General features: G+C 69.6%; 21 protein-coding genes. 11 read left to right on the top strand and 10 right to left on the bottom strand.

All coding sequences use genetic code 11. The features are described 5' to 3' along the window. Positions 1-19 precede the first annotated feature (19 nt). Complete coding sequence (locus AB0M51_RS13090; protein ID WP_344187592.1) at positions 20-1,927, bottom strand: glycosyltransferase family 4 protein; 1,908 nt, start codon at positions 1,925-1,927, stop codon at positions 20-22. Positions 1,928-1,993: 66 nt separating this feature from the next. Continuing rightward, positions 1,994-2,530: a MarR family transcriptional regulator gene (locus AB0M51_RS13085; protein WP_363749373.1), complete on the bottom strand. Its 537-nt coding sequence runs from the start codon at positions 2,528-2,530 to the stop codon at positions 1,994-1,996. A 40-nt stretch (positions 2,531-2,570) separates the two neighbouring features. On the opposite strand from AB0M51_RS13085, the gene AB0M51_RS13080 reads away from it, so the two are divergent. After that, positions 2,571-3,497 carry an EamA family transporter gene (locus AB0M51_RS13080; RefSeq protein WP_363749371.1) on the top strand — a complete coding sequence of 309 codons (927 nt, stop codon included), beginning with the start codon at positions 2,571-2,573 and terminating at the stop codon, positions 3,495-3,497. On the opposite strand, the gene AB0M51_RS13075 is transcribed toward AB0M51_RS13080, so the two are convergent. After that, positions 3,476-4,168: a hypothetical protein gene (locus AB0M51_RS13075; RefSeq protein ID WP_344187595.1), complete on the bottom strand. Its 693-nt coding sequence runs from the start codon at positions 4,166-4,168 to the stop codon at positions 3,476-3,478. The genes AB0M51_RS13080 and AB0M51_RS13075 overlap by 22 nt on opposite strands. Before the next feature lie 121 nt (positions 4,169-4,289). Here AB0M51_RS13075 and AB0M51_RS13070 point away from each other — a divergent pair, with 121 nt between their 5' ends. Then, complete coding sequence (locus AB0M51_RS13070) at positions 4,290-5,315, top strand: LacI family DNA-binding transcriptional regulator (protein WP_363749369.1); 1,026 nt, start codon at positions 4,290-4,292, stop codon at positions 5,313-5,315. On the opposite strand, the gene AB0M51_RS13065 is transcribed toward AB0M51_RS13070, so the two are convergent. From AB0M51_RS13065 to AB0M51_RS13045, 5 genes are read right to left on the bottom strand one after another with little or no spacing between them, the layout of a single operon-like run. After that, the gene (locus tag AB0M51_RS13065; protein ID WP_363749367.1) at positions 5,291-7,189 is read right to left on the bottom strand and encodes a beta-galactosidase; all 1,899 of its coding nucleotides are present in this window, start codon (positions 7,187-7,189) and stop codon (positions 5,291-5,293) included. The genes AB0M51_RS13070 and AB0M51_RS13065 overlap by 25 nt on opposite strands. Next, complete coding sequence (locus AB0M51_RS13060) at positions 7,186-9,348, bottom strand: carbohydrate-binding protein (RefSeq protein WP_363749365.1); 2,163 nt, start codon at positions 9,346-9,348, stop codon at positions 7,186-7,188. Before AB0M51_RS13060 ends, AB0M51_RS13065 begins: the two co-directional genes overlap by 4 nt. A gap of 7 nt (positions 9,349-9,355) precedes the next feature. After that, positions 9,356-10,258: a carbohydrate ABC transporter permease gene (locus AB0M51_RS13055; protein ID WP_344187599.1), complete on the bottom strand. Its 903-nt coding sequence runs from the start codon at positions 10,256-10,258 to the stop codon at positions 9,356-9,358. Continuing rightward, positions 10,255-11,226 (bottom strand): ABC transporter permease subunit, encoded by a 972-nt coding sequence (locus AB0M51_RS13050; RefSeq protein WP_344187600.1) that lies wholly within the window; start codon positions 11,224-11,226, stop codon positions 10,255-10,257. The genes AB0M51_RS13055 and AB0M51_RS13050 overlap by 4 nt, the downstream gene beginning before the upstream one ends. Beyond that, on the bottom strand, positions 11,210-12,874 hold the full coding sequence (locus tag AB0M51_RS13045; RefSeq protein ID WP_344187601.1) for an extracellular solute-binding protein: 1,665 nt from the start codon (positions 12,872-12,874) through the stop codon (positions 11,210-11,212). The genes AB0M51_RS13050 and AB0M51_RS13045 overlap by 17 nt, the downstream gene beginning before the upstream one ends. Positions 12,875-12,983: 109 nt before the next feature. On the opposite strand from AB0M51_RS13045, the gene AB0M51_RS13040 reads away from it, so the two are divergent. Continuing rightward, on the top strand, positions 12,984-14,174 hold the full coding sequence (locus AB0M51_RS13040) for an ROK family transcriptional regulator (RefSeq protein WP_344187602.1): 1,191 nt from the start codon (positions 12,984-12,986) through the stop codon (positions 14,172-14,174). A gap of 162 nt (positions 14,175-14,336) precedes the next feature. Then, a complete protein-coding gene (locus AB0M51_RS13035; RefSeq protein ID WP_363749362.1) occupies positions 14,337-17,123 on the top strand; it encodes a glycoside hydrolase family 3 C-terminal domain-containing protein in 2,787 nt (928 codons plus the stop codon). On the opposite strand, the gene AB0M51_RS13030 is transcribed toward AB0M51_RS13035, so the two are convergent. Further along, the gene (locus AB0M51_RS13030; protein WP_363749360.1) at positions 17,083-17,862 is read right to left on the bottom strand and encodes a MerR family DNA-binding transcriptional regulator; all 780 of its coding nucleotides are present in this window, start codon (positions 17,860-17,862) and stop codon (positions 17,083-17,085) included. The two genes, AB0M51_RS13035 and AB0M51_RS13030, sit on opposite strands and share 41 nt — an antisense overlap. Before the next feature lie 61 nt (positions 17,863-17,923). Between AB0M51_RS13030 and AB0M51_RS13025 the strand changes: the two genes are divergently transcribed. Genes AB0M51_RS13025 through AB0M51_RS13015 form a run of 3 tightly spaced genes read left to right on the top strand, consistent with a single transcriptional unit; the run spans position 17,924 to position 20,468 of the window. Beyond that, positions 17,924-18,919, top strand: a complete 996-nt coding sequence (locus AB0M51_RS13025) for an ATP-binding cassette domain-containing protein (protein ID WP_363749358.1) — start codon at positions 17,924-17,926, stop codon at positions 18,917-18,919. Beyond that, the gene (locus AB0M51_RS13020) at positions 18,916-19,686 is read left to right on the top strand and encodes an ABC-2 family transporter protein (RefSeq protein WP_363749356.1); all 771 of its coding nucleotides are present in this window, start codon (positions 18,916-18,918) and stop codon (positions 19,684-19,686) included. Before AB0M51_RS13025 ends, AB0M51_RS13020 begins: the two co-directional genes overlap by 4 nt. Then, on the top strand, positions 19,686-20,468 hold the full coding sequence (locus AB0M51_RS13015; protein WP_344187607.1) for an ABC-2 family transporter protein: 783 nt from the start codon (positions 19,686-19,688) through the stop codon (positions 20,466-20,468). The genes AB0M51_RS13020 and AB0M51_RS13015 overlap by 1 nt, the downstream gene beginning before the upstream one ends. On the opposite strand, the gene yicI is transcribed toward AB0M51_RS13015, so the two are convergent. Beyond that, positions 20,447-22,483, bottom strand: a complete 2,037-nt coding sequence (gene yicI / locus AB0M51_RS13010) for an alpha-xylosidase (protein WP_363749353.1) — start codon at positions 22,481-22,483, stop codon at positions 20,447-20,449. The genes AB0M51_RS13015 and yicI overlap by 22 nt on opposite strands. A 119-nt stretch (positions 22,484-22,602) precedes the next feature. On the opposite strand from yicI, the gene AB0M51_RS13005 reads away from it, so the two are divergent. From AB0M51_RS13005 to AB0M51_RS12990, 4 genes are all read left to right on the top strand, one after another. Further along, a complete protein-coding gene (locus AB0M51_RS13005) occupies positions 22,603-23,280 on the top strand; it encodes a response regulator transcription factor (protein WP_344187609.1) in 678 nt (225 codons plus the stop codon). A gap of 35 nt (positions 23,281-23,315) precedes the next feature. Then, on the top strand, positions 23,316-24,728 hold the full coding sequence (locus tag AB0M51_RS13000) for a HAMP domain-containing sensor histidine kinase (protein ID WP_363749351.1): 1,413 nt from the start codon (positions 23,316-23,318) through the stop codon (positions 24,726-24,728). Positions 24,729-24,790: 62 nt separating this feature from the next. Beyond that, entirely contained in the window at positions 24,791-24,988 is a 198-nt protein-coding gene (locus tag AB0M51_RS12995) for a DUF1918 domain-containing protein (RefSeq protein WP_344187611.1), read from the top strand. Between the two features lie 51 nt (positions 24,989-25,039). After that, positions 25,040-25,795: an SDR family oxidoreductase gene (locus AB0M51_RS12990; protein ID WP_363749349.1), complete on the top strand. Its 756-nt coding sequence runs from the start codon at positions 25,040-25,042 to the stop codon at positions 25,793-25,795. Positions 25,796-25,813 lie beyond the last annotated feature (18 nt).

Here is a 25,813-nt window from a genome sequence, read left to right as displayed (position 1 = left end):
CAGGCCGGGTCCCGGCGTGTCACTCGGCCAGGAAGGCCCGGAGTACTTCGGTCCCCTCGGGCCCCGCCGGCAACCACCGAGTGCCGGCGATGGCGTCCGCGATGACGCGATCGGTGACGAAAACGGTTCCGCCGTACGCCCTGGCCTTCCGGCGGACTTGTTCCCGGTCGACGCGGCCGTACACCACGACCGCGTGTTTGACCCGGGAGGCGGCCAGCATCGGCAGATCGGTGACCAACTGCTCGCTCTCGAGCATCGACTGCCAGTCCTCCATCAGCAGATGCGTAATGCCGTCCAGGTCGCGGAGCGTGAGCTTCTCGCGGATGCTCGCGACCGGGCCGAGCTCGCGGGCCCACTGCTCGGCAGCGGTGGCGCCCATCGGCCCGATCACCAGCTTGGTCGGCTTCTCGGTGAGATCCGGCGCGCCGACCAGTTCGGCGTACAGCTCGCGCAGGTGTCCGGCCTGTGCCTCCCAGGACATCTCTCTGCGCAGCCCGGGATCCGTGGTCCGCTCCCGGTACGCCGCCGGGTCGCGCTGGATCCGCTGTACGGCGGCCGCGAGGTCGTCGGGGTTCTCGACCTCGAACACCTCGCCGATCCCGGTCTTGCCGACGAACTCCACCAGCGTCGGCATGTCGCTGGTGACGACCGGCAGACCGGCGAACGTGTACTCGAAGACCTTGTTCGGCAACGCCATCTCGTGGCTCGGGTACCGCAGGATCGGGATCAGGCCGATGTCGGCGGTGCTCAGGAACGGCACCACCTCGTTGGTCGGCACCGGATCCAGGAAGTGCACCCGGTCCTCGACGCCCAGCCCGGCCGCCTGGTCGCGCAGCTCCGCGACCGGACGCGTCCCCGCGTGCGGCACGCAGACGACGGCGAGGTGGACACCGGGCAGCGACTGCAACGCCGCGACCGCGGTCTCGACACCGCGCGCCCGGGTGATTCCACCGCTGTAAACCAGCAGCGGTACGTCGTCCGGAAGGCCGGCCGCCGTCCGGATGTCGGTGCCGGACGTGGCGTCCGTCGACAGCTGCGGGCTGTTGATCACGACGGTCGGCTCGCGGTCCAGCTTGTACCGCGTGTGCAGCGTCCGCGCGATCTCCGGGCTGACCGTGACCACACGGTCGACGGTCTTGATGTACTCCCGCTCGTGCTGCGCCCAGGCCGCGATCGTGCGCGGCGTCCGCCCGCCGTACTCCGACAGCCCGGCGACGTATTCGTGGGCGTCGTACACGACCTTGACGGTACGGCGGCGCAGCGCGGCCCGCCCGGCGGCGCGGGACGCGACCCCGATCACGTGCATGTCGTGGGCGTGCAGGACGTCCGGGCGCAGGTCGTCGAGGATTTCGGCGAAGATCGCCTCGTAGTCGTCCGCCTCGGGAATGACCGAACGCCAGTTCACCATCCCGCGCCGGGCCGGCAGCCAGCCGTCCCACCACTGCCAGAGGTCCGAGGCCTTCCGGCTCTCGTAATCGGTCAGCCACGCCCCGGAGGCCAACGCCGTCTGGGCCAGCTGCCAACGGCGGCGGCGTACGGCACGTGCGACCCGGCCGGCCTGGAAGCCCACCCGGCCGATCTCGCCGGCCCGGCGGCCGGCCAGCGCCCGCCCGGACTCCGCCCGCAGATCCGCGACCCGCGCCGCGATCCGGGCCGAACGCGCCGGGTCCGCCTGGACTCCGAGCAGTCGCCGGCTGCGGCGCGCGAACCGTCGCCGGTTCCGCTCGTCGCGCAGCACGAAGCGACCGGGCAGCCGGATCATCACGACCCCGCCCTCGATGGTGTCCACCAACGTACGCCCGGCGGTCGTCACGCCGAGCAGGGTCACCCGGTAGCCCGCCTTCCCCAGAGCGGCGGCTTCCTTCAGTACCCGGGTGTCGTTGGTGATGTCGTTCGCAACGAGCATGACGACATGTGGTCCGCCCACTCACTCTCCTGAAACTTCAAGGGGACCCCGGTTGTACGGTGACCCTGAGCAGGCAATATACGACCTCTATGCAAGAGGGCGCACTTCTGCCGCACGTGTCCCCCCGTCGATTCGGTCCGGCGGCTCGAGGTACCCGAGCCAGGTCGTGAGCAAGGCCTCCAGTTGTGCCCGCTCGGCGGGCTCGAGACTGCTCAGCAGGCGCTGCTCGTTGGCCATGTGCGCGGTGAACGCCTTGTCGATCAACCGCCGCCCGGCAGGAGTCAGCCGGACCACCCGCCCGCGGCCGTCCGCGTCGCTGCGCCGCCGCCGTACCAGACCGGCGGCCTCCAGCCGGTCGACCCGCTTCGTGACGGCCCCGGTGGTCACCATCGTGTGCAGCGCGATCTCCCCCGGGGCCCGTTCGTACGGCGCGCCCGCCCGGCGCAGCGCCGCGAGCACGTCGAACTCCCCCTCGGTCAGCCCGAACTGCGCGTAAAGCAGCGTCAGCTCGGCCGTCAACTGGTTGGCGATCCGGTGCAGCCGGCCGATCACGCCCTGCGGCGCGGTGTCGACGTCCGGCCGCTCGGCCCGCCACTCCGCCTGGATTCTCGCCACGTGGTCCACGGATTCCACTATATCTTCCCGGGAAGATATAGTGTTTTCCATGGAAGATACTTTCCGCTGGACGCTGGTCACCGCGATCGCGCCGATCGCGTGGGGCACCAACTACTTCGTCACCCACGAGTACCTGCCGGCCGGGCATCCCTTGTACGGCGCGGTGTTCCGGGCGCTGCCCGCGGGACTCCTGCTGCTCGCCCTCGCCCGGCAACTCCCGCAGGGCGTCTGGTGGTGGCGCTCGCTCGTGCTCGGGATCTGCAACATGGGCGCGTTCTTCGCGCTGATCTACCTGGCGTCCCAACTGCTCCCGGTCAGCCTCGCGTCGACGATCATGTCCGCGGCGCCGTTCACGATGGCCCTGTTCGCCTGGGGGCTGCTGGCCGAGCGCCCGACCGTTCTCGTCCTGACCGGAGCGGCCTCCGGTATCGCGGGCGTCGTACTGCTGCTCGGTGCCGGACCGGCCGCCGTCGACGTACGCGGAGTCGCCGCTTCGGCTGCGGCGCTGACGATGTCGTCGTTCGGGTACGTACTGGCCAAGAAGTGGGGTCGCGCCTCGATCGCGTCGACGTCGTGGCAGTTGATCGCGGGCGGTCTGGTCCTGATCCCGTTCGCGGTCCTGTTCGAGGGCGCGCCGCCGCACCTCGACCTTCCGGCCGTCGCCGGATTCGCGTACGTCGGCCTGGTGGCGACCGCGCTCGCGTTCACCGCATGGTTCGCCGGTCTGCAGCGCCTGAGCGCGGCGAAGGTCGGCCTGATCGGGCTACTGAACCCGGTGACCGGTGTTCTGCTCGGCGTACTGGTGTCCGGCGACGTCCTCGTCCCCCGCCAGTTCCTCGGACTCGCGCTGGTCCTGCTCGGCATCACGCTGAGCCTACCCCGGCGCGGACCCCGAACGAGGCCCCAGGAGGGTCTTGCCCCGGCTGGCGGGAAACCCTCCTGGAGCCTGCCGAATCAGCTGGACGTGACCGAGTAGGAGTTGCTGGTGAAGTTCATGCCGCCGGCCGACGAGGTGATTTCGAAGCCGAACTGGACTTCGCCGACGGTGACATCACCCATCCAGCCCTGGCCGCGGAGCCAATTCAGGACGGACTTGATGTCGACCGAGCCGGAGTCGGTGTTGGAGGTGCGGACGAACGAGAAGACCGCGTTCGCACCGTTGCTGCCGCGGTAGACGTCCCAGGTGTGCCCGCCGACGCCGACCGTGGTCTGCTTGCTGCCGATCGGGCCGACCGCGCCCGTCTTGTTCATCCAGAGCATGATTTCGTAGGCGTTGTTGCCGGCCCAGATGTCGTAGGTCGACGAGTACGATCCGCTGCCGGGCCGGGAGACGTTGAAGCTGCTGGTCAGGGTGCCGAGGGCACTGATCTGCTTGCCGATGTTCCGGGCGGAGTGGGGGTAGGACTTGACGCCGCCGGTGTTCGGGTGGTCGGCCCAGACACCCCAGTTGCTGTAGGAATTGGCCCAGATGGTCTGTGGCCCGGCACCGCTGCCCCAGACGTCGTTGCGGACCGTGTAGCCGCCGTTGGACCAACTACCGTACTTGTCGGACGACGACCAGACCGCGGCCTGGGCCGGTGCCGCGGTCACCAGGCCGGCGGCCAGTAGTGTCAGTACCGCGATTGCTGCTTTCCACCATCTGTGCATTTCCGTTTCCTCTCGTCGAGCCCGGCCGGTGGCCGGACCTTGGGCGAACGCAGGGGAAAGAAGGGGGTGTCGAAGCGCTTCGACTAGGGTAGAACTGGGGAATCGCGGGAAGGGAAGTGCAATGGTCACGATCGCGGACGTCGCGCGGCACGCCGGGGTGGCGGCCAGCACGGTCTCGTATGTGCTCAGCGGAAAGCGGGCGATCTCGACCGACACCCGCGAGCGTGTGCAGCGGAGCGTCCGGGCACTCGGTTACCGCCCCAACGCCAGCGCTCGCGCGCTCGCCAGCCAGCGGTCCAACGTGCTCGCGCTGGTGATTCCGCTGCGCACCGACATGCACGTCCCGGTGATGATGCAGTTCGCCGCGGCGATCGTGACCACGGCCCGCCGGTACGACCACGACGTACTGCTGCTGACCGCCGACGAAGGACCGGAAGGGCTCGAGCGGGTCGCGCAGAGCTCGCTCGTGGACGCGCTCGTGGTGATGGACATCGAGCTCCACGACCAACGGGTGCCGGTGCTGCGAGAACTGCCGATGCCGTCGGTGCTGATCGGCTACCCGGACGACGCGGACGGACTCACCTGCATCGACCTGGACTTCGTTGCCGCGGGCGCACGGTGCGTCGACCACCTGGCCGACCTCGGCCACCGTTCGCTGGCCCTGCTCGGTACGCCGACCACGGTGTACGAACGGCAGACCGCCTTCGCCCAACGCACGCTGACGGGATTCGAGGAGGCCGCCGAACGGCGCGGCGTGCTCGGCGTCGAGACGCCGTGTGAGCACACGTTCGACGCGGTCCTGCACACGGTGCAGCGGCTGCTCGACAACCATCCGGACATCACCGGGCTGGTGGTGCAGAACGAGCCGATCATCGGACCGCTCCTGGACGTCCTGCGCCGGCTCGGCCGCCGGGTTCCCGAGGACATGTCGCTGGTGGCGATCTGCGCCGACGACGTCGCCGAGCGACAGGTCCCGCGGTTGTCCTCGGTCACCATCCCGGCGGAGCGGATCGGCGGCCAGGCGGTCGAGTCGCTGATCTCGAAGCTCGAGGGCGCCGACGTGGCCGCGCTGACACTGCTGCCGGCCGCGCTCACCGCGCGCGAAAGCAGTTGCCAGGCCCCTCATCGCAACCTCACCACCGCATAACCACCAGGCCGCAACGGCAGCTCGCCGACGACCAGCTCGCTCCCTTCCGACGGTACGGCGACCTCCGCGTCACCGTGGTTCAGCAGGAACGTCCACGTGGTGTCACCGGACCGCCGCCGTACCGTCTCCACCGGTGACGCCGGCAGGCCCAGCAACCGACCGGCGGTCTCGTCGTCCACGTCGGTCGACAGGTACCAGGCGACGCCCGCGCCGACCTCATGACGCGTGATCGCGGGCTTTCCGTCGAGCACTCCCCCGGCGTACCGATCGATCACCTCGGCCGACACGATCCGTACGTCCTCGCTCCAGACCCGTCCGCGCCCGCCGGACGCCAGGGCGACCTCACCGTCGATCGGCAACGGGTGGAATTCGTCGACGCGGACGCCGAGCAGTTCCGCGAAGGCGCCGGGGTACCGGACCCGGAGATCCGGATCGACCGTCCCGCTGAAATACCCGACCACCAGCTGCCCGCCGTTCTCGACGTACGCCGTGAGGTTCGCTGCGGCCTGGTCGGAGACCAGGTAGAGCGACGGCACCACCACGGTCCGGTACGACGAGAGGTCCGTGTCCGGTGCCGCGAAATCGACGGTCACGCCGGCGCGCCAGAAGTGCCGGTGCGCGGACCGTACGGCGGCGAGATAGTCCAGCGCCGACGACGGCAGGTGCGTCCCCTGCATCGCCCACCAGCACTCGACGTCCCACAGGATCGCGACGTCCGCCACAACGTTGCTCTCAGCAACTTCAGCCAGCCGCGGCAGTACCGACCCGAGCTCGGTGATCTCCCGGAACATCCGGCTGTCCGGCCCCGCATGCGGAACCATCGCCGGGTGGAACATCTCCGCCCCACCGCGCGAAGCCCGCCACTGGAAGAACAGCGCACCCCGGGAGCCCCGGGCGACGTGCGAGAGGCTGTGCCGCGCCATCCTGCCGGGCTCCTTCGGATGCCACCGGCTGCCGACGTTCACGCCGCCCGCAGCCTGCTCCATCAGCAGCCACGGCTTCCCGCCGGCCCAGCCGCGGGCCAGGTCGGCACCGAACGCGGTCTGCTCCTCCGCGCCGATCCCGGCCTGGTCCGGATAGTGGTCGATGGCAACGACGTCGACCTCGGCGGCCCACTTCGCGTGGTTCACCGGCACCCAGCCACCGAACACGAAGTTCGTCGTGACCGGCACGTCGGAGAACTCCCGCAGGACGGCCTTCTGCTCGCGGTACGCCGCCAGCAGTTCGTCCGACCAGAACCGCCGGAAGTCCAAGTACTGCGCCGGATTCACCAGGTACTGTGTCTTCCGCGGCGGCTCGATGTCCCTCCAGTCGGCGTACCCCTGACTCCAGAAGGCCGTCGTCCACGCCTCGTTCAGCCGCTCGAGCGATCCGTACCGCTCCCGCAGCCACTCACGGAACCGCTCCCCCGTGAGCGAGCAGTAGCACGTCGTCCCGTACTCGTTGTGCACGTGCCACATCGCCAACGCAGGGTGCTCGTGATACCGCTCGGCCAACTGGCGGGCGATCCCCTGCGCGGCGTCGCGGTACGCCGGCGCGCACGCGCAGTACGTGTCCCGGCTGCCGTGCGTCAGCCGCACGCCCTCCGCCGTCACAGGCATTGCCTCCGGGTGCAACCGGCTGAACCACGGCGGCGGCGAGGCGGTCGGGGTGGCGAGGTCCACGCTGATCCCGCCGTCGTGCAGCAGGTCCAGGACCTCGTCCAGCCAGCCGAACTCGTACCGTCCCGGCTCGGGCTCCAGCGACGACCACGAGAACACGCCGACGGTCACCAGGTTCACTCCGGCCTGCCGCATCAGGGCGATGTCTTCCTTCCACATCCCTGGATCCCACTGCTCGGGGTTGTAGTCGCCGCCGTACCAGAGTCGTGTCATACCGGCTCACCGTAGGGGATGCCGAATCCGTTGGTGGACAGGTACACCCGCCCGTAGACCCGCGGATCGCCCGCGATCGCCTCACCCGTGGACGCGTACTGGTGCCGGTCGTCGTTCACCCGCACCCAGGACCCACCGCTGTCGTCCGATCGGTAGATGCCGCGGACGCCGGCGACCTTGCCGGACGTGTACGCGGCCATCTCCGCGCGTCGCGGGGCCGCCTTGCCGAAGCCGATCGTGTACGCCTCCTCGATCGACGACACCCGCCCGTACGTCGACCCGCGATCGACCGATCGGTACAACCCACCTGCGCCGGCCGCGAGCCAGCAGTGCCCGGCCCGGTCCAGCACGGTCTCGAGCTTCCCGGCGCCGGTCGGCAGACCGGTCGCGGTCGCCGTGAAGGAGGCCCCACCGTTCGTGCTCAGGTACGCCGTTCCGGTCGCCGGATCGAATCCGTAGAACACCCGCCCGTCGACCCGATCGCCGGCCAGCGCGGAGCCGGTAGGCAAGCCGGTGACGGGGATCCAGGTCACGCCACGGTCGCGGGAGTAGTGCGCGACCAGATCACCCGGCACCCAGACGATCGTTCGCGCGTCGGCAGCGACCGCGACGTGACCCGGCTGGGTCATCCCGGACGGCTCGCTCGCGAACGGCTGCCAACTCCTCCCGGCATCGGTCGAGTAGGCGCCCCGCTCGCCGGCGTTCGCGTTGGCCAGCCGGACGACGAAGCCTGGCGCGAGCGCCGCGTAGTCCAGGCTCGGCGACGTCCCGCTGACCGGATTCGACGCCTGCCCGTCCGGCGGTACGACGTCCAGCCGGTCGTGCCGGTAGACCCCGATGTCCCCGAGCGCGCTGATCAACGGCGGCCCCCAGGGCGGACTGATCAGGTCCAGGACGGCCGTCTCCTCGAGTCCCTGCGCACGCACCGACCAGTGCGTACCGCGGCCGGCCTCGGCCTCGGTCACGTCGTCGGTTCCGAAGATCGTCGCGCCGGTGACGTACATGACCTTGTCCGAGTCGAACGGATCGATCGAGATGTCGCCGATCATCCAGCCGAGCTTCGGCGTGCCGTGGAAGTCCAGGTACGGCGCACCGGACGTGTCGAGCACGATCCGCTCGCCGATGGAGTGCCAGGTCCGGCCGCCGTCGACGGACCGGAACACGTCGTCGACCGGGCCCCACCGGCCCATCGTCGACACCATCACGGTGCCGGGCTTTCGTGGGTCGGTGGCGAGACCGGCGTACCCGAACCCGGCTTCGGCACCGGAGTTGGGGCGCAACGGGGTGATGTCGGTCCAGTCGCCGGTCGCGGTGTCCAGTCTGTGGACGGCACCGTCGTACATCTCGTACGGCCCGGGCAGGTCGCCGTACGTGACGTAAATGTTGCCGTCGGCCCCCAATTCGCCGTGGTGGGGCAACAGGCCGGTGGGCTGTCCGGGGACCGGTACCCAGCTGCGACCCGCATCGGTGCTGCGGTAGAGCGGGTTCGCCGGATCCGCGACGCCGGCGTAGATCGTGCCGTCGCGCCGGTCGAAGAAGACGAAACCGATGCCGATCCCGGAGTTCCCGGTCACCGGGAAGCTGTCCACCCGCGACCAGGTGACGCCGCGATCGGAGCTCCGCCACAGACCCTGGTTGCGGGTACCGAACAGCAGCACGCGACCGTCGTGGGGATCGACGACGAGGCGCTCGCCCATCGAGCGGCCGGGCTCGTTGCCGCCGAGCTTGAACGGCAGGTCGGTCCGCTCGAAGGTCCGCCCCTGGTCACACGATCGCAGGATCGCACCGTTGATCGGCGACCACTCGTTGGTGTAGGTACCGACCGCGAGGTACAGCCGGTCAGGATCCGCCGGGTCGAGCGCGAGGCTCTCGACCCCGGTCCAGTTCCAGTCGTCCCAGCCGACCCAGTGCAGCAGCTGCACCCAGCGGCGGGTGCGGTTGTCGAACCGCACGGCTCCGCCGATGTCGGTCCGTGCGTACACCAGGCCCTGCCGGCCCGGATGGTGGACGATCCCGGTGACGAAGCCGCCCCCGACGATCTCCACGTTGCGCCAGCGGTACCGGGTCGAGGACTCCACCGCGGAAGCGGTCGTCGCCGCGGTTGCGGCGAGCACCGTGCCGGTGCTGAGGGCCAGGAAATGCCGCCGTGCCAGACTCATCGTGACCTCATCCCTTGACCGCGCCGATGATGACGCCCTTTTGGAAGTGCCGCTGGATGAACGGGTAGGCCAGCAGGACCGGCACGATCGCGATCACCACGATCGCCATCTTGATCGCCAGCCCGGGTGCCGGTGCCAGGCCCAGACCGACGTTCGCCACACCGCCCGCGCCGGTCGGCAGCGGTGCCTGCTGCACGATGTAGGTCCGCAGCACCATCTGCAGTGGCCACTTGCTGTTGTCGTTGATGTACAGCAGGGCGTTGAAGAACGCGTTCCAGTAGCCGACCGCGTAGAAGAGGCCGACGACCGCGACCACAGCCTTCGACAGCGGCAGCACGATCCGGCGCAGGATGGCCAGCTCCCCCGCGCCGTCGATCCGGGCGCTGTCGATCAGCTCGCCCGGGATACCCATGAAGAACGACCGCATCACGATCAGGTTGAACGCCGAGATCGCGGCCGGCAGGATCAGCGAGGCGTAGTGGTCGATCAGCCCGAGTGAGTTCACCACCAGGTAGCTCGGGATGATGCCGGGCCCGAACAAGAACGTCAGCAGCACCACGAACAGCAGCGGCCGGTGGAACAGCGATCCCGGCCGCGAAAGCCCGTACGCCGCCAGCACGGTGATCCCGAGACTGAACGCCGTACCGATCACGGTGATCCCGACACTGATCAGCAACGCCCGAGTCACCACACCACCGGAGAGCAACTGCACGTACGCCGCCGCGGTCAGCTCTCGCGGTATGACGACCAGCCCGCCCGCACGCGTCACGGCCTCTGTGGTCGAAAGGCTCGTCACCACCACGACGTACAGCGGGAACGCGACCGCGAGCGCGATCAACGTCAGCACCAACGGCCTGCCGAGCCGGCCGACAATGGTCGGTTCTTCTTCCCAGACAGCTCTTGCCGTCATGACTTTGAATACACCCCCTGCTCGCCCACCATGTGCGCGAAGCGGTTGGCCACCAGGACGAGAACGAGACCGACGAGGCCCTTGAACAGACCCGCGGCGGCGCCGTAGCCGAAGTCGCCGACGAGCAGGCCCTGGTAGTAGACGTAGGTATCGAGGACCTCGGCCGCACCGCCGCCGACGGCGCTGCGTTGCAGGATGAACTGCTCGAAGCCGACGGTCAGCGCGTCACCGAGGCGCAGGATCAGCAGCAGGACGATCACCGGACGCAGGCCGGGCAGCGTGATGTGCCAGAGCCGGCGCCAGCGGTTCGCGCCGTCGGCCGCGGCGGACTCGTAGAGCTCCGGGCTGATCGTCGACAGCGCGGCGAGGAACACGATCATGCCCCAGCCGGCGTCCTTCCAGACGGCCTGTGCGGTGACCAGCAGGATGAAGGTGTCCGGCTTCGTCATCAGGTCGACCGCCTGGTGACCGTGGTCGCGCAACGTCTGCGCGAGCAGTCCGGCGCCGCCGATCATCTGCTGGAACAGCGAGACGACGAGCACCCAGGAGAAGAAGTGCGGCAGGTACACCACACCCTGGACGATGTTCCGGATCTTCGCCGACAGCACGCTGTTCAGCAGCAACGCCAGGGCGATCGGGACCGGGAAGAAGAAGATCAGCTGGACGGCCGTGATCGACAGCGTGTTCGCGACCGCCTGCCAGAACGCCGGCTCGGCGAACATCCGCTGGAAGTTCCCGAACCCGATGAAGTCGCTGCCGCGGATCCCGGCGTACGGCGAGTAGTCCTGGAAGGCGATCACGTTGCCGAGTGTCGGGAAGTAGTGGAACACCCCGAGCAGCACGACCACCGGCGCCACCATCACCAGCAACGGCCAGTCCCGCCGCAACCGATGCCGGAAACTCATCCCGCCGGCCCGGGTCGCACGGACCCGGGCGCCGCGGACGCGGACCCTACCGACCGTTGTCACTGAGGACCTTGGCGTAGAAGTCGCGGCCTTCGTTGCCGCCGTTGGTCTGCCACTGCTTGATGGCCGTCTGCAGCTCGCTGACAGGTCGCCGGCCGCGGAAGATGTCCTGCAGCGCGTCGTCGAACGGCTGCGCCAGTGCCGCCATCTTGGCCGGCTGCTCGACCCGGATGCCGTCGAAGAGGCTCTTCTGCCGCACCTTGATCGCCGCGTTCTCCCAGGCACACATCGACTGCACGTAGCCCGGGTACTCGCTCTGGGTGATGGCCGTCGGCCGGCCTCCGAGGAAGATGTAGGTCTGCGACACCTCCTTCTGCCCCAGTGGTGTCAACTTCGGCGCACCGCTACTTTCCAGGGTGTAGTGCTTGCCCTTGACCCCGTAGTTGTAGAGCTGGTACTCCTCGGTCCCGAACGGCGCCGCGGTGTAGTTCAGCACCCCGAGCAGTTCCTTCACACGGTCCGCACCGACCCCCTTCTTGACGAAGGTGAAGATGCCGGCCGGGTCGCCGCCCCAGGTGATCGGCGTACCGCCGTCATGCGCGAACGGCGCCACCGGCTGCGGGTTGAACTTCGGATTGCTGGTGAGCTGCCGCTGCAGCGACTCGGCCCAGCCGCCGAGTCCGTCCTGGCGGATCAGCAGCTTGCCGCCTTCGAACAGCGCCTTCTCGTCGCCGCCGGAGTTGGCCACGACCTCAGGGTGCACATAGCCCGACTGGAACAGCTTGCGGACGAAGGCGACGGACTCCGCGAACTCCGGGGTCTCGATCTTGTTCACCAGCTTGCCGCTGGAGTCCTTGCGCCAGTCCGCCGGAGCCCCGAACGCCCGGGCCATCTCGTCCGCGACCCCACCGAAGGCCCAGCGGTTCGCCTTCGGGTCGGTGAGTTGTTTGCCCAGCGCCAGGAGATCGTCGGTGTTCTTCGGCGGCTCCGCACCGAGTTGGTCGAAGATGTCCTTGCGGTAGAACAGCGCCCAGGGGAAGCCGTCCGACGGGAACGGTACCGCCTTCAGCTGCGAGTTCCAGACGCCGTACGCCCAGGCGCGGGTCGGCAGGTTCGCGAGCATCGGGTACGCCGACACCTTGTCACCGGCAAGGTACGGCGTGAGGTCCTCGAACAGCTTGTCCGCGGCCTGGGCGAACCGGGTCAGCCCGGAGATGTTCCAGCCCGGGATGCAGAGCAGTTCCGGGATGTTGCCGGCGGCAAGGATGGGGCCGAGCTTGTCGCCGTAGTCGTTGCCGTTCAGGATGTTGAACTTGACCGGGGCGCCGATCCGCTCGTTGTTCGCGTCGAAGTACGAGTTGTTGGTCAGCGGCGGGATCGGGCTCCACAGCGGCGTCATCGCGGTCACTTCCTTGCCGCTCGGCACCATCTTGTCCGGCACCGCCCGCTTCAGCTCGGCCGGGTAGTGCGAGAAGCCGGGTGAAGCACCGTCCACGCCGGGAATGTCCGGCTTCACCGGCTCGTACGCGGTGTACTTCGGCAGCAGGCCGGACAACTTGTCCTCGGTCTCGGCCCGACCCTTGGTGCTGGATCCGGAGCCGCCCTTGGAGCACCCGGTCAGCGTGACCCCGCCGGCCGCGGCTGCCGCGCCGGCGCCGAGCAGGGAGATGAAGGTCCGGCGGCTGGCTCCGCCGATCTCTGGTCCAGTCACGTCGCATCCCCTAGACTTAGTTGGGCTGGTAGCCAAACAAATTAACGCAGAGCCGACAGCTCGACAAGGTGTAGAACTGACCCAGAACTTTTCTTCGACGGGACGGACCTTGAGTACACAGACCGCGGACCACACCGACATCCGGGCCACCAACCTGGCCGCGGTGCTGGGCCATCTGCGCCGCCAGGCGCCCTGCTCGCGGGCCGCGATCGCCTCCGGGACCGGGCTGAACAAGGCGACCGTGACGAGCATCGTCGGCGATCTCCTGGACCGCCGCCTGGTCCGCGAGACCCAGCAGACCCAGAACCACGTCGGCCGCCCGGCGACACTGCTGGTGCTCGACGGGTCGGCGTACGCGACGATCGGGCTGGAGATCAGCGCACGCGGGCTGACCGCGCTGGGCTGCGACACCGCGGGCGAGCAGATACTGCGCTGGCACCGGGCCGGGCCGGGCGTCGATGCCGGGCCGGCGAAGACGATCGCCGCCCTCGCCGCTCTGGCCCGCCGGGCGATCAGCACCGTGCAGTCCTCCGGGCGGCGCGTCCTCGGCATCACGGTCGGCGTACCGGGGCTGGTGAACCGCGAGGGCAGCGTCGTACTCGCCGCCGGGCTCGGCTGGCGGGACGTGCCGTTGCGGGCCGAACTGGCGGCGGCGCTCGGCCGGCCGGACATTCCGGTGACCGCCGACAACGACGCCTCGCTGGGCGTGCTGGCCGAGCATCTGTACGGGCCGCTCGCGGGCGCCGCGAACCTCGTCCAGCTCACCGGGGACACCGGCGTCGGCGCCGGCATCATCGTCGACGGGCGCCCGCTGCAGGGGAATCTCGGGTACGTCGGGGAGATCGGCCACCTGCGCCTGATCCCCGACGGGCCGTTGTGCGGGTGCGGGCGGCGCGGATGCCTCGAGGCGCTGGCGAGCCTGCCGGCGATCCTCACCCGGGTCGACGGCACGATCGACGACGATCCGCAGCACCAGCTCGACACGCTGATCCGGCGCGCCGACGCCGCGGACGCGGCGGTCACCGACGCCCTGGCCGAGGCCGGCATGCATCTCGGCCACGGCATCGCGGCGATCGTCAACCTGCTCAACCCCGAGGCTGTCATCCTCGGCGGCGCCTACGCACTGCTCGCCGACCACCTCACCCCGGCGATCGACAAGGCGCTCCGTGAGGCCACGATCGCCCCGGACGCGGGCGGCTGCACGATCGTCGCGTCCGCGTTCCCGTCCACCGCCACTCCCCTGGGCGCCACCGCCCAGGCCCTCACACCGCTCACCCAGGGCCGCCTACCGGCCGGCTGAGACCGGCCGGGAAAGCGCCTGCCCGTCCCGCCGCCGAGGTCTTGACCGTGAGCGCGCGGGATGCAACCCTCTGTTCACGCCCGATCCGTCGAAGCGCTTCGATCCTGATTCCCGCTGTATCGTCGAAGCGCTTCGACTCCGAGTCCGTGGAGTCGATCGCCGATGAGCGCTCCAGTACCGCAGTACCCGTTCCGCGATCCGGCGCGGCCGCTCGACGAGCGGGTCGACGACCTGCTCGCCCGGCTCACCCGGGACGAGAGGATCGCCCTGCTGCACCAGTACCAGCCGCCCGTCCCCCGGCTCGGCGTCGCCGGCTTCCGTACGGGCACCGAGGCGCTCCACGGTGTCGCCTGGCACGGCCCTGCGACAGTCTTCCCGCAGGCGATCGGCCTCGCCACCACCTGGAGCCCCGACCTGGTCCGCGCGGTCGGATCCGCGGTCGGCGACGAGGTCCGGGTGTTCCACCGGAAGGACCCGGCCGGCGTCGGCCTGAACGTCTGGGCGCCCGTGGTGAACCCGCTCCGCGACCCGCGCTGGGGCCGCAACGAGGAGGGCTACGCCGAGGATCCCTGGCTGACCGGCGTGATCGCGACCGCGTACGGACACGGGCTGGCCGGCGACGACCCGACGTACCTGAAGACCGCGCCGACGCTCAAGCACTTCCTCGCCTACAACAACGAGACCGACCGCTGTACGACGTCGAGCAACCTCCCGCCGCGGGTCCTCCACGACTACGAGCTTCCGGCCTTCCGCGCCCCGATCGAGGCCGGCGCCGCGACCGGGGTGATGCCGTCGTACAACCTGGTCAACGGCCGCCCCGCACACCTCACGCCACTCATCAACGACGTACTGCGGACCTGGACCCGTGACGAGCTCCTGGTCGTCAGCGACGCGTACGCACCGGGCAACCTCTTCGGCCTGCAGCACCACCTCCCCGACGGCCCGTCCGCGTACGCCGCCGCACTCCGCGCCGGTGTCGACAGCTTCACGCAGGACGGCACCGACACTGCTCCGACCGTCGACCGACTGAGGACGGCACTCGACCGAGGCCTGATCACCGTCGCCGACATCGACGCCGCCGTACGCCGGTCGCTCACGATCCGCTTCCGGCTGGGCGAGTTCGACGAGCTCGATCCGTACCGCGGGCTCGAACCCGAGCTGGTCAACGGCCCCGTCCACCGCCGCCTCGCGCACGACGCCGCACGACGGTCGATCGTCCTGCTCGAACACGACGGCGAAGTGCTGCCGCTCACCACCTCCACCCGCGTCGCCGTCGTCGGCCCGCTCGCGGGCACGCTCTCCGAGGACTGGTACGCCGGGACGCTGCCGTACCAGGTCACGGCCAAGGACGGGATCGCCGAGCGGCTTGAGCACGTCGAGTACTGCGAAGGCGTCGACCGGATCACGTTGCGCGTCGCGGGTTCGTCGTCGTACCTGACCGTCGGCGAGGACGCCGTACTGCGGACGAGCACCACGGCGGGCGAGTTCGACCTGTTCGACTGGGGCGGTGAGGCGTTGGCGTTGCGGTCGGTCCGCAACGGACAGCACCTGAGCGTCACCGACGATGGCGAGCTGGTCGCGGATCAGTCCGGGCCGAACGGCTGGGAGGTCAAACAAACCTTCGGCCTCGTACGCACGTCCGCCGGACTCCTGATCCGGCACCTGCACACCGACCAATATCTGGAAGTGGGAGCGACCGGCACGGTCGGCCTCGGTCTCGAGGGGACCGCCTTCGAGGTGGATGTGGTCGTCGACGGCGCTGCCGCGGCCGCCGAGCTCGCGGCCGGTGCCGAGGTGGCCATCGTTGTCGTGGGCAACCACCCGTTGGTGAACGGCCGCGAGACCGAGGACCGGGAGAGCCTCGACCTGCCGGCCGCGCAGGACCGTCTCATCCGCCAGGTACATGCGGCGAACCCGCGCACCGTCCTGGTGCTGAGCAGCAGCTACCCCTTTGCAATCGGATGGGCTCAGGAGCACCTGCCGGCGATCCTGTGGTCGGCCCACGGCGGGCAGGAGTACGGTCGCGCGCTGGCCGACGTACTGCTCGGCGACCACGACCCGTCCGGCCGGCTCACCCAGACCTGGTACCACTCGGCCGCGGATCTGCCCGGCCTCCTCGACTACGACATCATCGCCACCGACGCGACGTACCTGTACTACCGCGGCACGCCGCTGTACCCGTTCGGCCACGGCCTCAGCTACACGACTTTCGCGTACGGCGACCTGAGGCTGAGTGAACCGTCGGACGGCCAGGTCCGGGTGACCTTCACCGTCACGAACACCGGCGACCGCCCCGGCACCGAACTCGCCCAGCTGTACACCCGCCAGCAGAACTCCAGGGTCAAGCAACCCCTCCGCCAACTCCGCGGCTTCCGTCGGGTCTCCCTGCAGCCCGGCGAGTCAGCAGACCTGGAACTGACGCTCGCGACAGCCGACCTCGGCTTCTGGGACGTCACACGCAACCGTCACTGCGTCGAAGCAGCCCGCCACACGCTCATGATCGGCCGCTCCAGCGCCGACATCCGCCTCACCACGACCCTGGACGTCGAGGGCGAACGCATCCCACCCCGCACCCTCGACCGCCTACCCGCCACAGCCTTCGACGACTACTGCGCCGTCACCCTGACCGCGGCACCCGGCGAGCCCGGCGACGCCGTCGTCTCCCTCGAATCCCAAGCATGGCTCGCGTTCGACGACGTACTCGTGCCCACCGGCACCCTCCACGCCCGAGCAGCCAACCCCACCCTTCACCCCGCCAGCGTCGAACTCCGCCTCGACGACCCGCACCACGGCGATCTCCTCGGCACCTTGGAGATCCCACCCACGGACACCCTTGTCCCGATCCCCATCACGCTCACCGCCCGCCCCGGCACCCACACCCTCTACGCGGTGTTCTCCGCACCGAACGTCATCCTGGAACGCTTGCAGCGCGCCAGTCCAGGTAGCTGACCAGGGCGGCGTCGGCACGAAGCCGGGCCAGGCTCCGGCTGTGCAGCTGGGCATCGCGGCGGTTGAGTTCGGCGCCGACGCGTTCGGGGCGGCCGTCCGGTGAGGAGTGCATCTCGTCGAGTGCGGCGCGGATGATCGTCATCGGGAAGTTGCCTTCGCGGAGGAGACGCACGAGATGCGCGTCACGGGCGGCGCCGACGTCGTACCTGCGGTAGCCGGTCGTGCGTTCGCGAACGGGGCGGATCAACCCTGAGCGTTCCCAGAAGCGCAACGCCGACGGTCGTACGCCGAGCAGGTTCGCCAACTGGCCGACCCGCAACGGAGCGCCTTGCCGGGTGATCTGCCCGAGGGCGGACGCCATCCGCGGATCCGCGTCGAGCGGATGCGTCACTACGACCTCGAAGGCCCGGAGGGCCTGCTGGATCCGGTCGCGCTCCTGGTGCAGCGCCGCGTGGGCCTCGTCGACACACGCCACGGCTGTGCGCAGGTCGTCGCGGTGCACGGCCGCCAGGATGGCAGCGGCGGTGTCCCAGCCGTACGCGCGAACCAGCACCCGCGCCGCAGTCAGCGCCTGCCGGTGCGACTCGTCGAACTCGCGATAGCCGGCCGCCGAGCGGCGGGCCGCCGGCAACAACCCGGCCTGCTCGTAGTTCCGCACCTGCTGGACCGAGATCCCGGCCTCCCGGGCCAGGACGACCCCACGGACGGTCTTTGACGCACCGCTTGAGGGTTTCGGCACGGCACTCCTAGATCGTTAAGCGACAAACAGTCAAGCATAACTTCAACGATAAACTTTAAGCATGGATGCCGTCGAAGTGGATGACCTCTCGATGACGTACCGCGTGCCTGTGCGTGACGGCGGGCTCCTCGCAGCCGCCCGCACTCTGGTACGCCGGCAGCACCGCGACGTTCACGCGGTCCGCAACGTCAGCTTCCGGATCCCGGCCGGGCAGGTCGTCGGATTCCTCGGCCGGAACGGCGCGGGCAAGACGACGACGTTGAAGATCCTGGCCGGCATCCTGCACCCGACCGGCGGCCGGGTCCGCGTCCTCGGGGAGGTCCCGTGGCAGCGGCGTAACCACTACCTCCGTGAGATTGCGCTGATCCGGGGCAGCCAGCCGATCGGCGACGCACCGGAGCTCACCGTGATGGACTCCTTCCACTACCAGCAGGTGCTCTACGACATCGGTGCTGCGCAGTTCGAGCACAACCTGGCCGAGCTCAGCGAACTCCTCGACCTCGGCGGCATCCTGCAGCGTCAGGTCCGCGCGCTGAGCCTCGGTGAGCGGATGCGAGCCGGCCTGGCACTCGCGCTGGTGTACCGGCCCAAGGTGCTGTTCCTCGACGAGCCCACGATCGGGCTCGACGTGTCGGCGGCGCGGACCATCCGGACCTTCCTCGCCGAGTACTCCGCCCGGACCGGCGCGACCGTCCTGCTGACGAGTCACGCGATGGCCGACGTCGAGTCGCTGTGCCCACGGCTGGTCCTCGTCGACGACGGAGCGATCGCCTTCGACGGCCGGCGCGACGAGCTCGGCTCACTCTTCGCACCGGCAAAGCTGATCCGGGTGACCGTGACCGACGACGAGCCGGACCTGACGCCGTACGGCGAGGTGCTGCAGCGCGACGGGTACCAATGGCTGCTGCGGGTCGGGCGCGCCGAGGTGCCGGCCACCACCGCGCGGCTGCTCTCGCGGTTCGCGGTCGCGGATCTGTCCGTCGAGGAGCCCTCGCTCGAAAGCGTGATGGATCAGGCCTATCAACGCCTTCGCCGTACGACGGACCTCGTGTCATGAGCCGCGTCCTCCGACTGATACGGCTGGAGATCTGGCGTCAGGTTATCGGCTGGTCCGGCGCGTGGTGGTTCATCGTCACGCTGATCCTCGGGCAGGCGGTCGCACCGTTGCTCGGTCTCTTCGTCTGGCGGCACGTCCCCGGCGCGGACCCGGGCATCGCCGGCTACTACCTGGCGGTCATCTGTGTGACGTTGCTGACCGCCTCGTTCGAGAACCACACGTTCGCGCAGTCGATCTACAACGGGACGGTCGCGGCCGCTCTTCTCCGCCCGCAGCCCGCGGTGATCGGGCCGCTCGGAGAGAACCTCGCCATCCGTTTCTGGATGTTCGTGCTCGGCATCCCGCTGCTCGCGGCGGCCGGTCTCGCCACCGGCGTGAGCTTCGCGCCGACGGCCGTCCTGTTCGCCGTACCGGCGCTCGTCCTTGCCGCCGTCCTGCAGTTCCTGTTCGTGTGGACACTGGCAATGGCGGCCTTCTGGACCGAACGCGTGCACGCAGTGGTTGCCTTCGGCACCGTGTTGGTTTTCCTGCTCGGCGGTTCCGCGGCCCCGAACGCGCTGCTCCCCGACCCGTTGCGGACAATCGCCCAGGTCCTGCCGTTCCGTTCGATGCTCGGCTTTCCCGCCGAACTGGCCATCGGCACCCTGACACCTGCCGCTGCCTCCGCGGGGTACGCGGTCTCGGCGGCGTGGACCGTGGTCCTGGGCGCCTGTGCGGTCGGTGCCTGGCGGCTCGGTGTCCGCCGCTACAGCACGGTGGGTGCGTGATGAGATCCGTGCGCCTGTTCGGTACGGCGTTCTCGCTGTCGTTGCGCCGCGCCTTCGCCTACCGGACCAACTTGTTCTTCGACGCCCTGCTGGCGCTCGTCGAGCTGACCGCGTCGGTTTCGGCCGTCGGCATCGTCTTCGCGAGCACGGGACTGCTCGCCGGATGGACCGCCGGCCAGGTGCTCACTCTCACCGGGACGTATGCACTCATCACCAGCCTCCGGTCGACGTTCCTCGATCCGAGCCTGGCCGACCTCGCACCGCAGATCCGTGACGGTCGGCTCGACACGTACTTGCTCCGGCCGGCAAGTAGCGTCGTACTCGCGACCTGTACCCGGCACGCACCACTCGCCCTCGTACAAGGCGTGCTCGGCCTCGGCGTGATCGTCGCCGGACTGCGCCAACTGGGCACCATGCCGTCACCGGGCGCCATAGTCGGATGGGCGGCTCTAACCCTCATCGGGCTGACGATCGGCTGGGCGACCTCGGTCGGCCTGGCGGCGCTGGCGTTCTGGGCACCCCGACTGAGTCTCGGCGTGCTGCACTCGGCCGCCTGGCAGACCGGACGGTACCCGGTCGACATCTACGGGCGTTGGCTCAAACGGCTTCTGACGTTCGTCTTCCCGGTCGCCGCTCTCACGACCTGGCCGACGCTGGCCCTCACCCGAGGTCCCGACGCCGGCGTGCTCATCGGCGCAGTTCTGCTCGGAGCCGGATTCACGTCCGCGACCCTGCTCCTGTGGAGGCTCGGCGTACGGCGCTACACCGGAGCCACCTCGTAGATCTCGAGGACGCGGGAGCCCTCGCGAGCGAACAGCGGCAGCGAGTCGACAGCGTGGGTCTGCTGGAGCCAGGTGGGACCCGTGTGGGTCTCGCCGGTGAGGAGGGAGGTCCAGCGGCCGGCGGGCAGGTAGAACGAGACTTTGCCGTCGGCGCTCATCACGGGGGCCACCAGGAGGTCGGGGCCGAGCATGTACTGGCGGTCCAGGTAGGCGGTCGCGGGGTCGTCCGGGAACTCCAGGATCATCGGGCGCATCATCGGGACGCCGTCGGTGTGGGCCTCCTCGGCGGCCGTCAGTAAGTACGGCATCAGCGACAGCTTCAGCTTGGTGAACCTGCGGAGCACGTCGACGGCCTCGTCGTCGAAGGCCCACGGGACGCGGTACGACGAGGAGCCGTGCAGGCGGGAGTGGGACGAGAGCAGACCGAAGGCGACCCAGCGCTTGAAGATCGCCGGATCCGGCGTGCCCTCGAAGCCGCCGATGTCGTGGGACCAGTAACCGAAACCGGACGCGGCCAGCGACAGACCCCCGCGGAGCGATTCGGCCATCGCCTCGAACGTCGACTCGCAGTCGCCGCCCCAGTGCACGGGGTACTGCTGACCGCCGGCCGTTGCCGAACGGGCGAACAGCACCGCCTCGCCGGCGCCGCGGTTCTCCTCCAGCAGATCGAACACGGCGGCGTTGTAGAGCTGCGCGTAGTAGTTGTGCATCCGCTGCGGGTCCGAGCCGTCGTACCAGGCGACGTCCTCGGTCGGGATGCGTTCGCCGAAGTCGGTCTTGAAGCAGTCGACCCCGATGTCGATCAGCGCCTGCAGCTTCGAGCGGTACCAGGCGGTCGCGTCCGGGTTGGTGAAGTCGACGATCGCCATCCCGGCCTGCCACATGTCCCATTGCCAGACCGAGCCGTCCGGGCGCTTCAGCAGGTACCCGAGCCGGCGGCCCTCCTCGAACAGCACCGAGCGCTGCGCGATGTACGGGTTGATCCACACGCTGATCCGCAGCCCGCGGTCCTTCAGCCTGCGCAGCATGCCAGCCGGGTCCGGGAAGGCGACCGGGTCCCAGAGGAAGTCGCACCAGTGGAACTGGCGCATCCAGAAGCAGTCGAAGTGGAAGACGCTCAGCGGCAGGTCGCGCTCGGCCATCCCGTCGACGAACGACGTGATCGTCTCCTCGGTGTAGTCCGTGGTGAACGACGTCGACAGCCACAACCCCATCGACCAAGCGGGCACCCGCGCCGGCCGGCCGGTGAGCCCGGTGTACCGGCGCAGCACGTCCTTGGGAGTCGGGCCGGCGAACACGTAGTACTGGAGCTCTTCGCCCTCGACGCTGAACTGGTTGCGGGAGGTGACCTCCGAGCCGACCTCGAACGAGACCATCGCAGGATTGTCGACAAGGACCCCATAACCCTTGCTGCTCAGGTAGAACGGGACGTTCTTGTACGCCTGCTCGCTCGACGTACCGCCGTCCGCATTCCAGCTGTCGACAATCTGACCGTTCTTGACGAGCGGACCGAACCGCTCACCGAGGCCGTAGATCGTCTCGCCGACGCCCAGCGCGAGCTGCTCGTGGACGTACCGCCGCCCGTCCGGACCGGTAACCAGGCCGACGCTCCGCTCCCCCGAGTTCGTCAGCGGCCGCCCGTCCTGCTCGAAGCGGACGTCCCACGCCCCGTCGAGCCCGACCACGACGCTCAGCTCGCCCGAGGTCAGCCGCGCCTCGGTGGGACCGACCTCGACCTTCACGGGATGCCGCTCGTCGGTGTTCAGCCGGTACGCCGGACGACCGGGCAGACCGCCGACGTGGTGCGCGATCCGGACGCCGATCACACCGCGGGCCGGCGAGCTGAACGTGACCGTGAACAGCGGCTGGTTGAGCGTGTCGCCGCGACGCTCGATCCGCTTCGCGGGCGCGTACACGGTCAGCTCGCGGTCCCCCGCCTCGACACTCTCGACCGTCGCCGGCCGGAGCCGGCCGAACCCGGGCCGTAGCTGCCAGTACCCGTCGGTGAACTTCATGGTCGCCGGCCTCCAGAGGGATTGTCGAAGCGCTTCGACAACGCTAGGCGCGGCGGCCCGGGCCGTCAATCCGGAGGCCTCTCAGCGGACTCTCAGCCCCCGGCGGTGACACTGTCGGCATGCGAGTGCTGATGGTCGAGGACGAACTGCGGCTGGCCGACACGGTCCACCGCGGACTGACCGACGCCGGGTTCGTGGTCGAGTTGGTGCACGACGGCGAGAACGCGGTCTGGGCGGCCACCGAGCACAGCTACGACGTGATCGTGCTGGACATCATGCTGCCGAAGCTGAACGGGTACCGCGTGCTGGAGCTGCTGCGGGCCCGCGGGATCTGGACGCCCGTGCTGATGCTGACCGCGAAGGACGGCGAGTACGACCAGACCGACGCGTTCGACCTGGGCGCCGACGACTACCTGACGAAGCCGTTCAGCTTCCTGGTGCTGGTCGCCCGGCTGCGCGCGCTGATCCGGCGCGGCGGCCCGGAGCGTCCCGTCGTGCTGACCGCCGGCGACCTGTCGCTGGACGTGGCCCGGCGGCGGGTCGAACGGAACGGGCGGGAGATCACGTTGACGCCGCGCGAGTACGGGCTGCTGGAGTTCCTGATGCGGCACCGCGGCGACACCGTCAGCAAGACCGAGATCCTGCAGAACGTCTGGGACCCGGCGTTCGACGGCGACCCGAACGTGGTCGAGGTGTACGTCCGCTATCTGCGGAAGAAGATCGACACGCCGTTCGCGCGGCACGCGATCGAGACCATCCGCGGCATGGGCTACCGGATGAACCCCGAGGGCGGCTGAGAAGCAGCTGAGGCGAGACCTGCGAAACTGGTGGGGTGAGCACGGTCGTGCGACGTCGCGTTGACGGGTGGTACCGGACCGCCGGCGGCCTGCGTCAGGCCAGTGTGCGGAGCCGGTCCACCGCTGCTGCCGTGATCGTGGTCGCGGTCGCGCTGCTGATCGGCGCCGCCGCGCTGCTGCTGCTCCTGCAACGGGCGCTGATCGCCGAGGTCTCCGACGCCGCCGAGGGCCGGGTGGCGGACGTCGCCCGCCAGGTCAGCACCGAGGGCACCAAGGGCCTCAGCGAGGACCTGGCCAACACCACCCGCGCCAGCCAGCTCATCCAGGTCCTGGATCCGGGCGGGAAGATCGTCGCCGCCTCGTCGTCCCGGGTGGACAACTCGCCGCTCACCGACCTGCGCCCGCCGGCCGGTGCGCTGCTGCGGGCCGAGGTCGGCGAGATGCCGCTGATCGACGACGACCACTCGTTCCTGATCGTGGCGCAGGGCGCGGAGTACCACGGTACGACGTACACCGTGGTGGTCGCGTCGTCCGTGGAGACGCAGCGGCAGACCGTGGCGACGGTGTCGCAGTACCTGCTGATCGGGTTCCCGGTGCTGCTGCTCGTGGTCGGGGTCGCCGGGTGGCTGATGATCGGGCAGGCACTCCGGCCGGTCGAGCGGATCCGCTCGCGGGTGCAGGGCATCGGCAGCCGGGACCTGACCGAGCGGGTCCCGGTCCCGGAGACGCGGGACGAGATCGCCCGGCTCGCGGTCACGATGAACGAGATGCTCGACCGGCTCGAGACCGGGCAGGCGACCCAGCGGGCGTTCGTCGCGGACGCCAGCCACGAACTGCGGTCCCCGCTCGCCACGCTGACCGCCGCGCTCGAGGTGATCGAGGCGGACACCTCCGGGAAGGCGTGGCGCGAACTGCGGCAGGTGATGCAGACCGAGACCGACCGGATGCGGCAGCTCGTCGAGGACCTGCTGCTGCTCGCGAAGGCGGACGACACCGGCATCCGGATGCGGCAGACCGACGTCGACCTGGACGACCTGGTCGAGGCGGAGATCAAGCGGCTGCGCAGCTCGAAGCCCGAGCTGACGGTCAAGGGCGACGTCCACCCGGTGCGGGTGACCGGCGATCCGGCCCGGTTGAGTCAGGTACTGCGGAACCTCGTCGACAACGCGGCCCGCGCCGCGCACAGTACGGTCCGGCTGACCACCGCCGAGAAGGACGGCGCCGCGGTCATCACGGTCGAGGACGACGGCGACGGGATCCCCGAGGAGGACCGGCAGCGCGTGTTCGAGCGTTTCGTCCGACTCGACACCAGCCGCTCCCGGGCCAGCGGCGGCTCCGGCCTCGGCCTGTCCATCGCCCGCGAGATCACCCGCGCCCACCACGGCACCATCACCCTCGGCCCGGCCCGGTCCGGCGGCACCATCGCCACGGTCTCGCTGCCGAACTGACCGCAGGGGGTGGTGCCGGGCGCCTGGCGGGATCAAGCTGGGTGATGAAGGAGGTGGGTGTGGTGAAAGCCGTAGCAGGCGACCAGGTCGTCGTGGAGAGCAGTCACTTGGCGGCGCACCGCCGCGAGGGACAGATCGTCGAAGTGCCCGATCCGAACGGCGCACCGCCGTACCGCGTGCACTGGACGGACACCGACACCGACACGCTGTTCTTCCCGGGCCCGGACGCGCACATCGTGCACAGCGGCGAGCGGCGGTAGCAGCCGGCAATTGGTTTGCCGTCGGCCGCGCGATCGAGCAGGATCGCCGGCATGCTCGAACGACCTGTCGCGCTCGTCACCGGAGTCGGCCGTACGGTCGGGATCGGCGCGGGTATCGCCCGCCGTCTCGCCGAGTCCGGGTGGGACGTCGCGTTCACGTACTGGACCGCGTACGACGAGCGGATGACGTGGGGCGTGCAGGACGGCGCCACCGCTGAGATCACCGCGGAACTGACCGGGCTCGGGGTGACCGCCGTACCGATCGAGGCGGACCTCGCGGACCCGGCCGCGCCGGAGCGGATCTTCGCCGCCGCGGCGGACCGGCTCGGCCCGGTGACCGCGCTGGTGATGTGCCACTGCGAGAGTGTCGACTCCAGCATCCGCGACACCACCGTCGAGAGCTTCGACCGGCACTTCGCGGTGAACGCGCGGGCGACCTGGCTGCTGATTCGCGAGTACGCCCGCAGGTACGCCGTACCGCATGGCACCGGCCGGATCGTCGCGCTGACGAGCGACCACACCGTCCACAACCTCCCGTACGGCGCGAGCAAGGGCGCCCTGGACCGGATCACACTCGCCGCCGCGCAGGAACTGTCCGACCTCGGCCTGACCGCGAACGTGATCAACCCCGGCCCGATCGACACCGGCTGGATGACCGAGGAACTCCGCATCGCCTGCGCCCAGGGCACTCCCCTCGGCCGTCTCGGCACCCCGGCCGACACCGCCGACCTCGTCGACTTCCTTCTGTCCCCGCGCGGCCAATGGATCAACGGCCAACTCCTGAAGAGCAACGGCGGCTCGGCCTGACCGGAGCGGAGGCCGGGC

It is taken from the genome of Kribbella sp. NPDC051137, from assembly GCF_040682535.1.
In the GTDB taxonomy this organism is placed as follows: Bacteria; Actinomycetota; Actinomycetes; order Propionibacteriales; family Kribbellaceae; genus Kribbella; species Kribbella karoonensis.
Note: the sequence above shows the minus strand (reverse complement) of the source record. Positions and strands in the feature narration are given on the sequence as shown.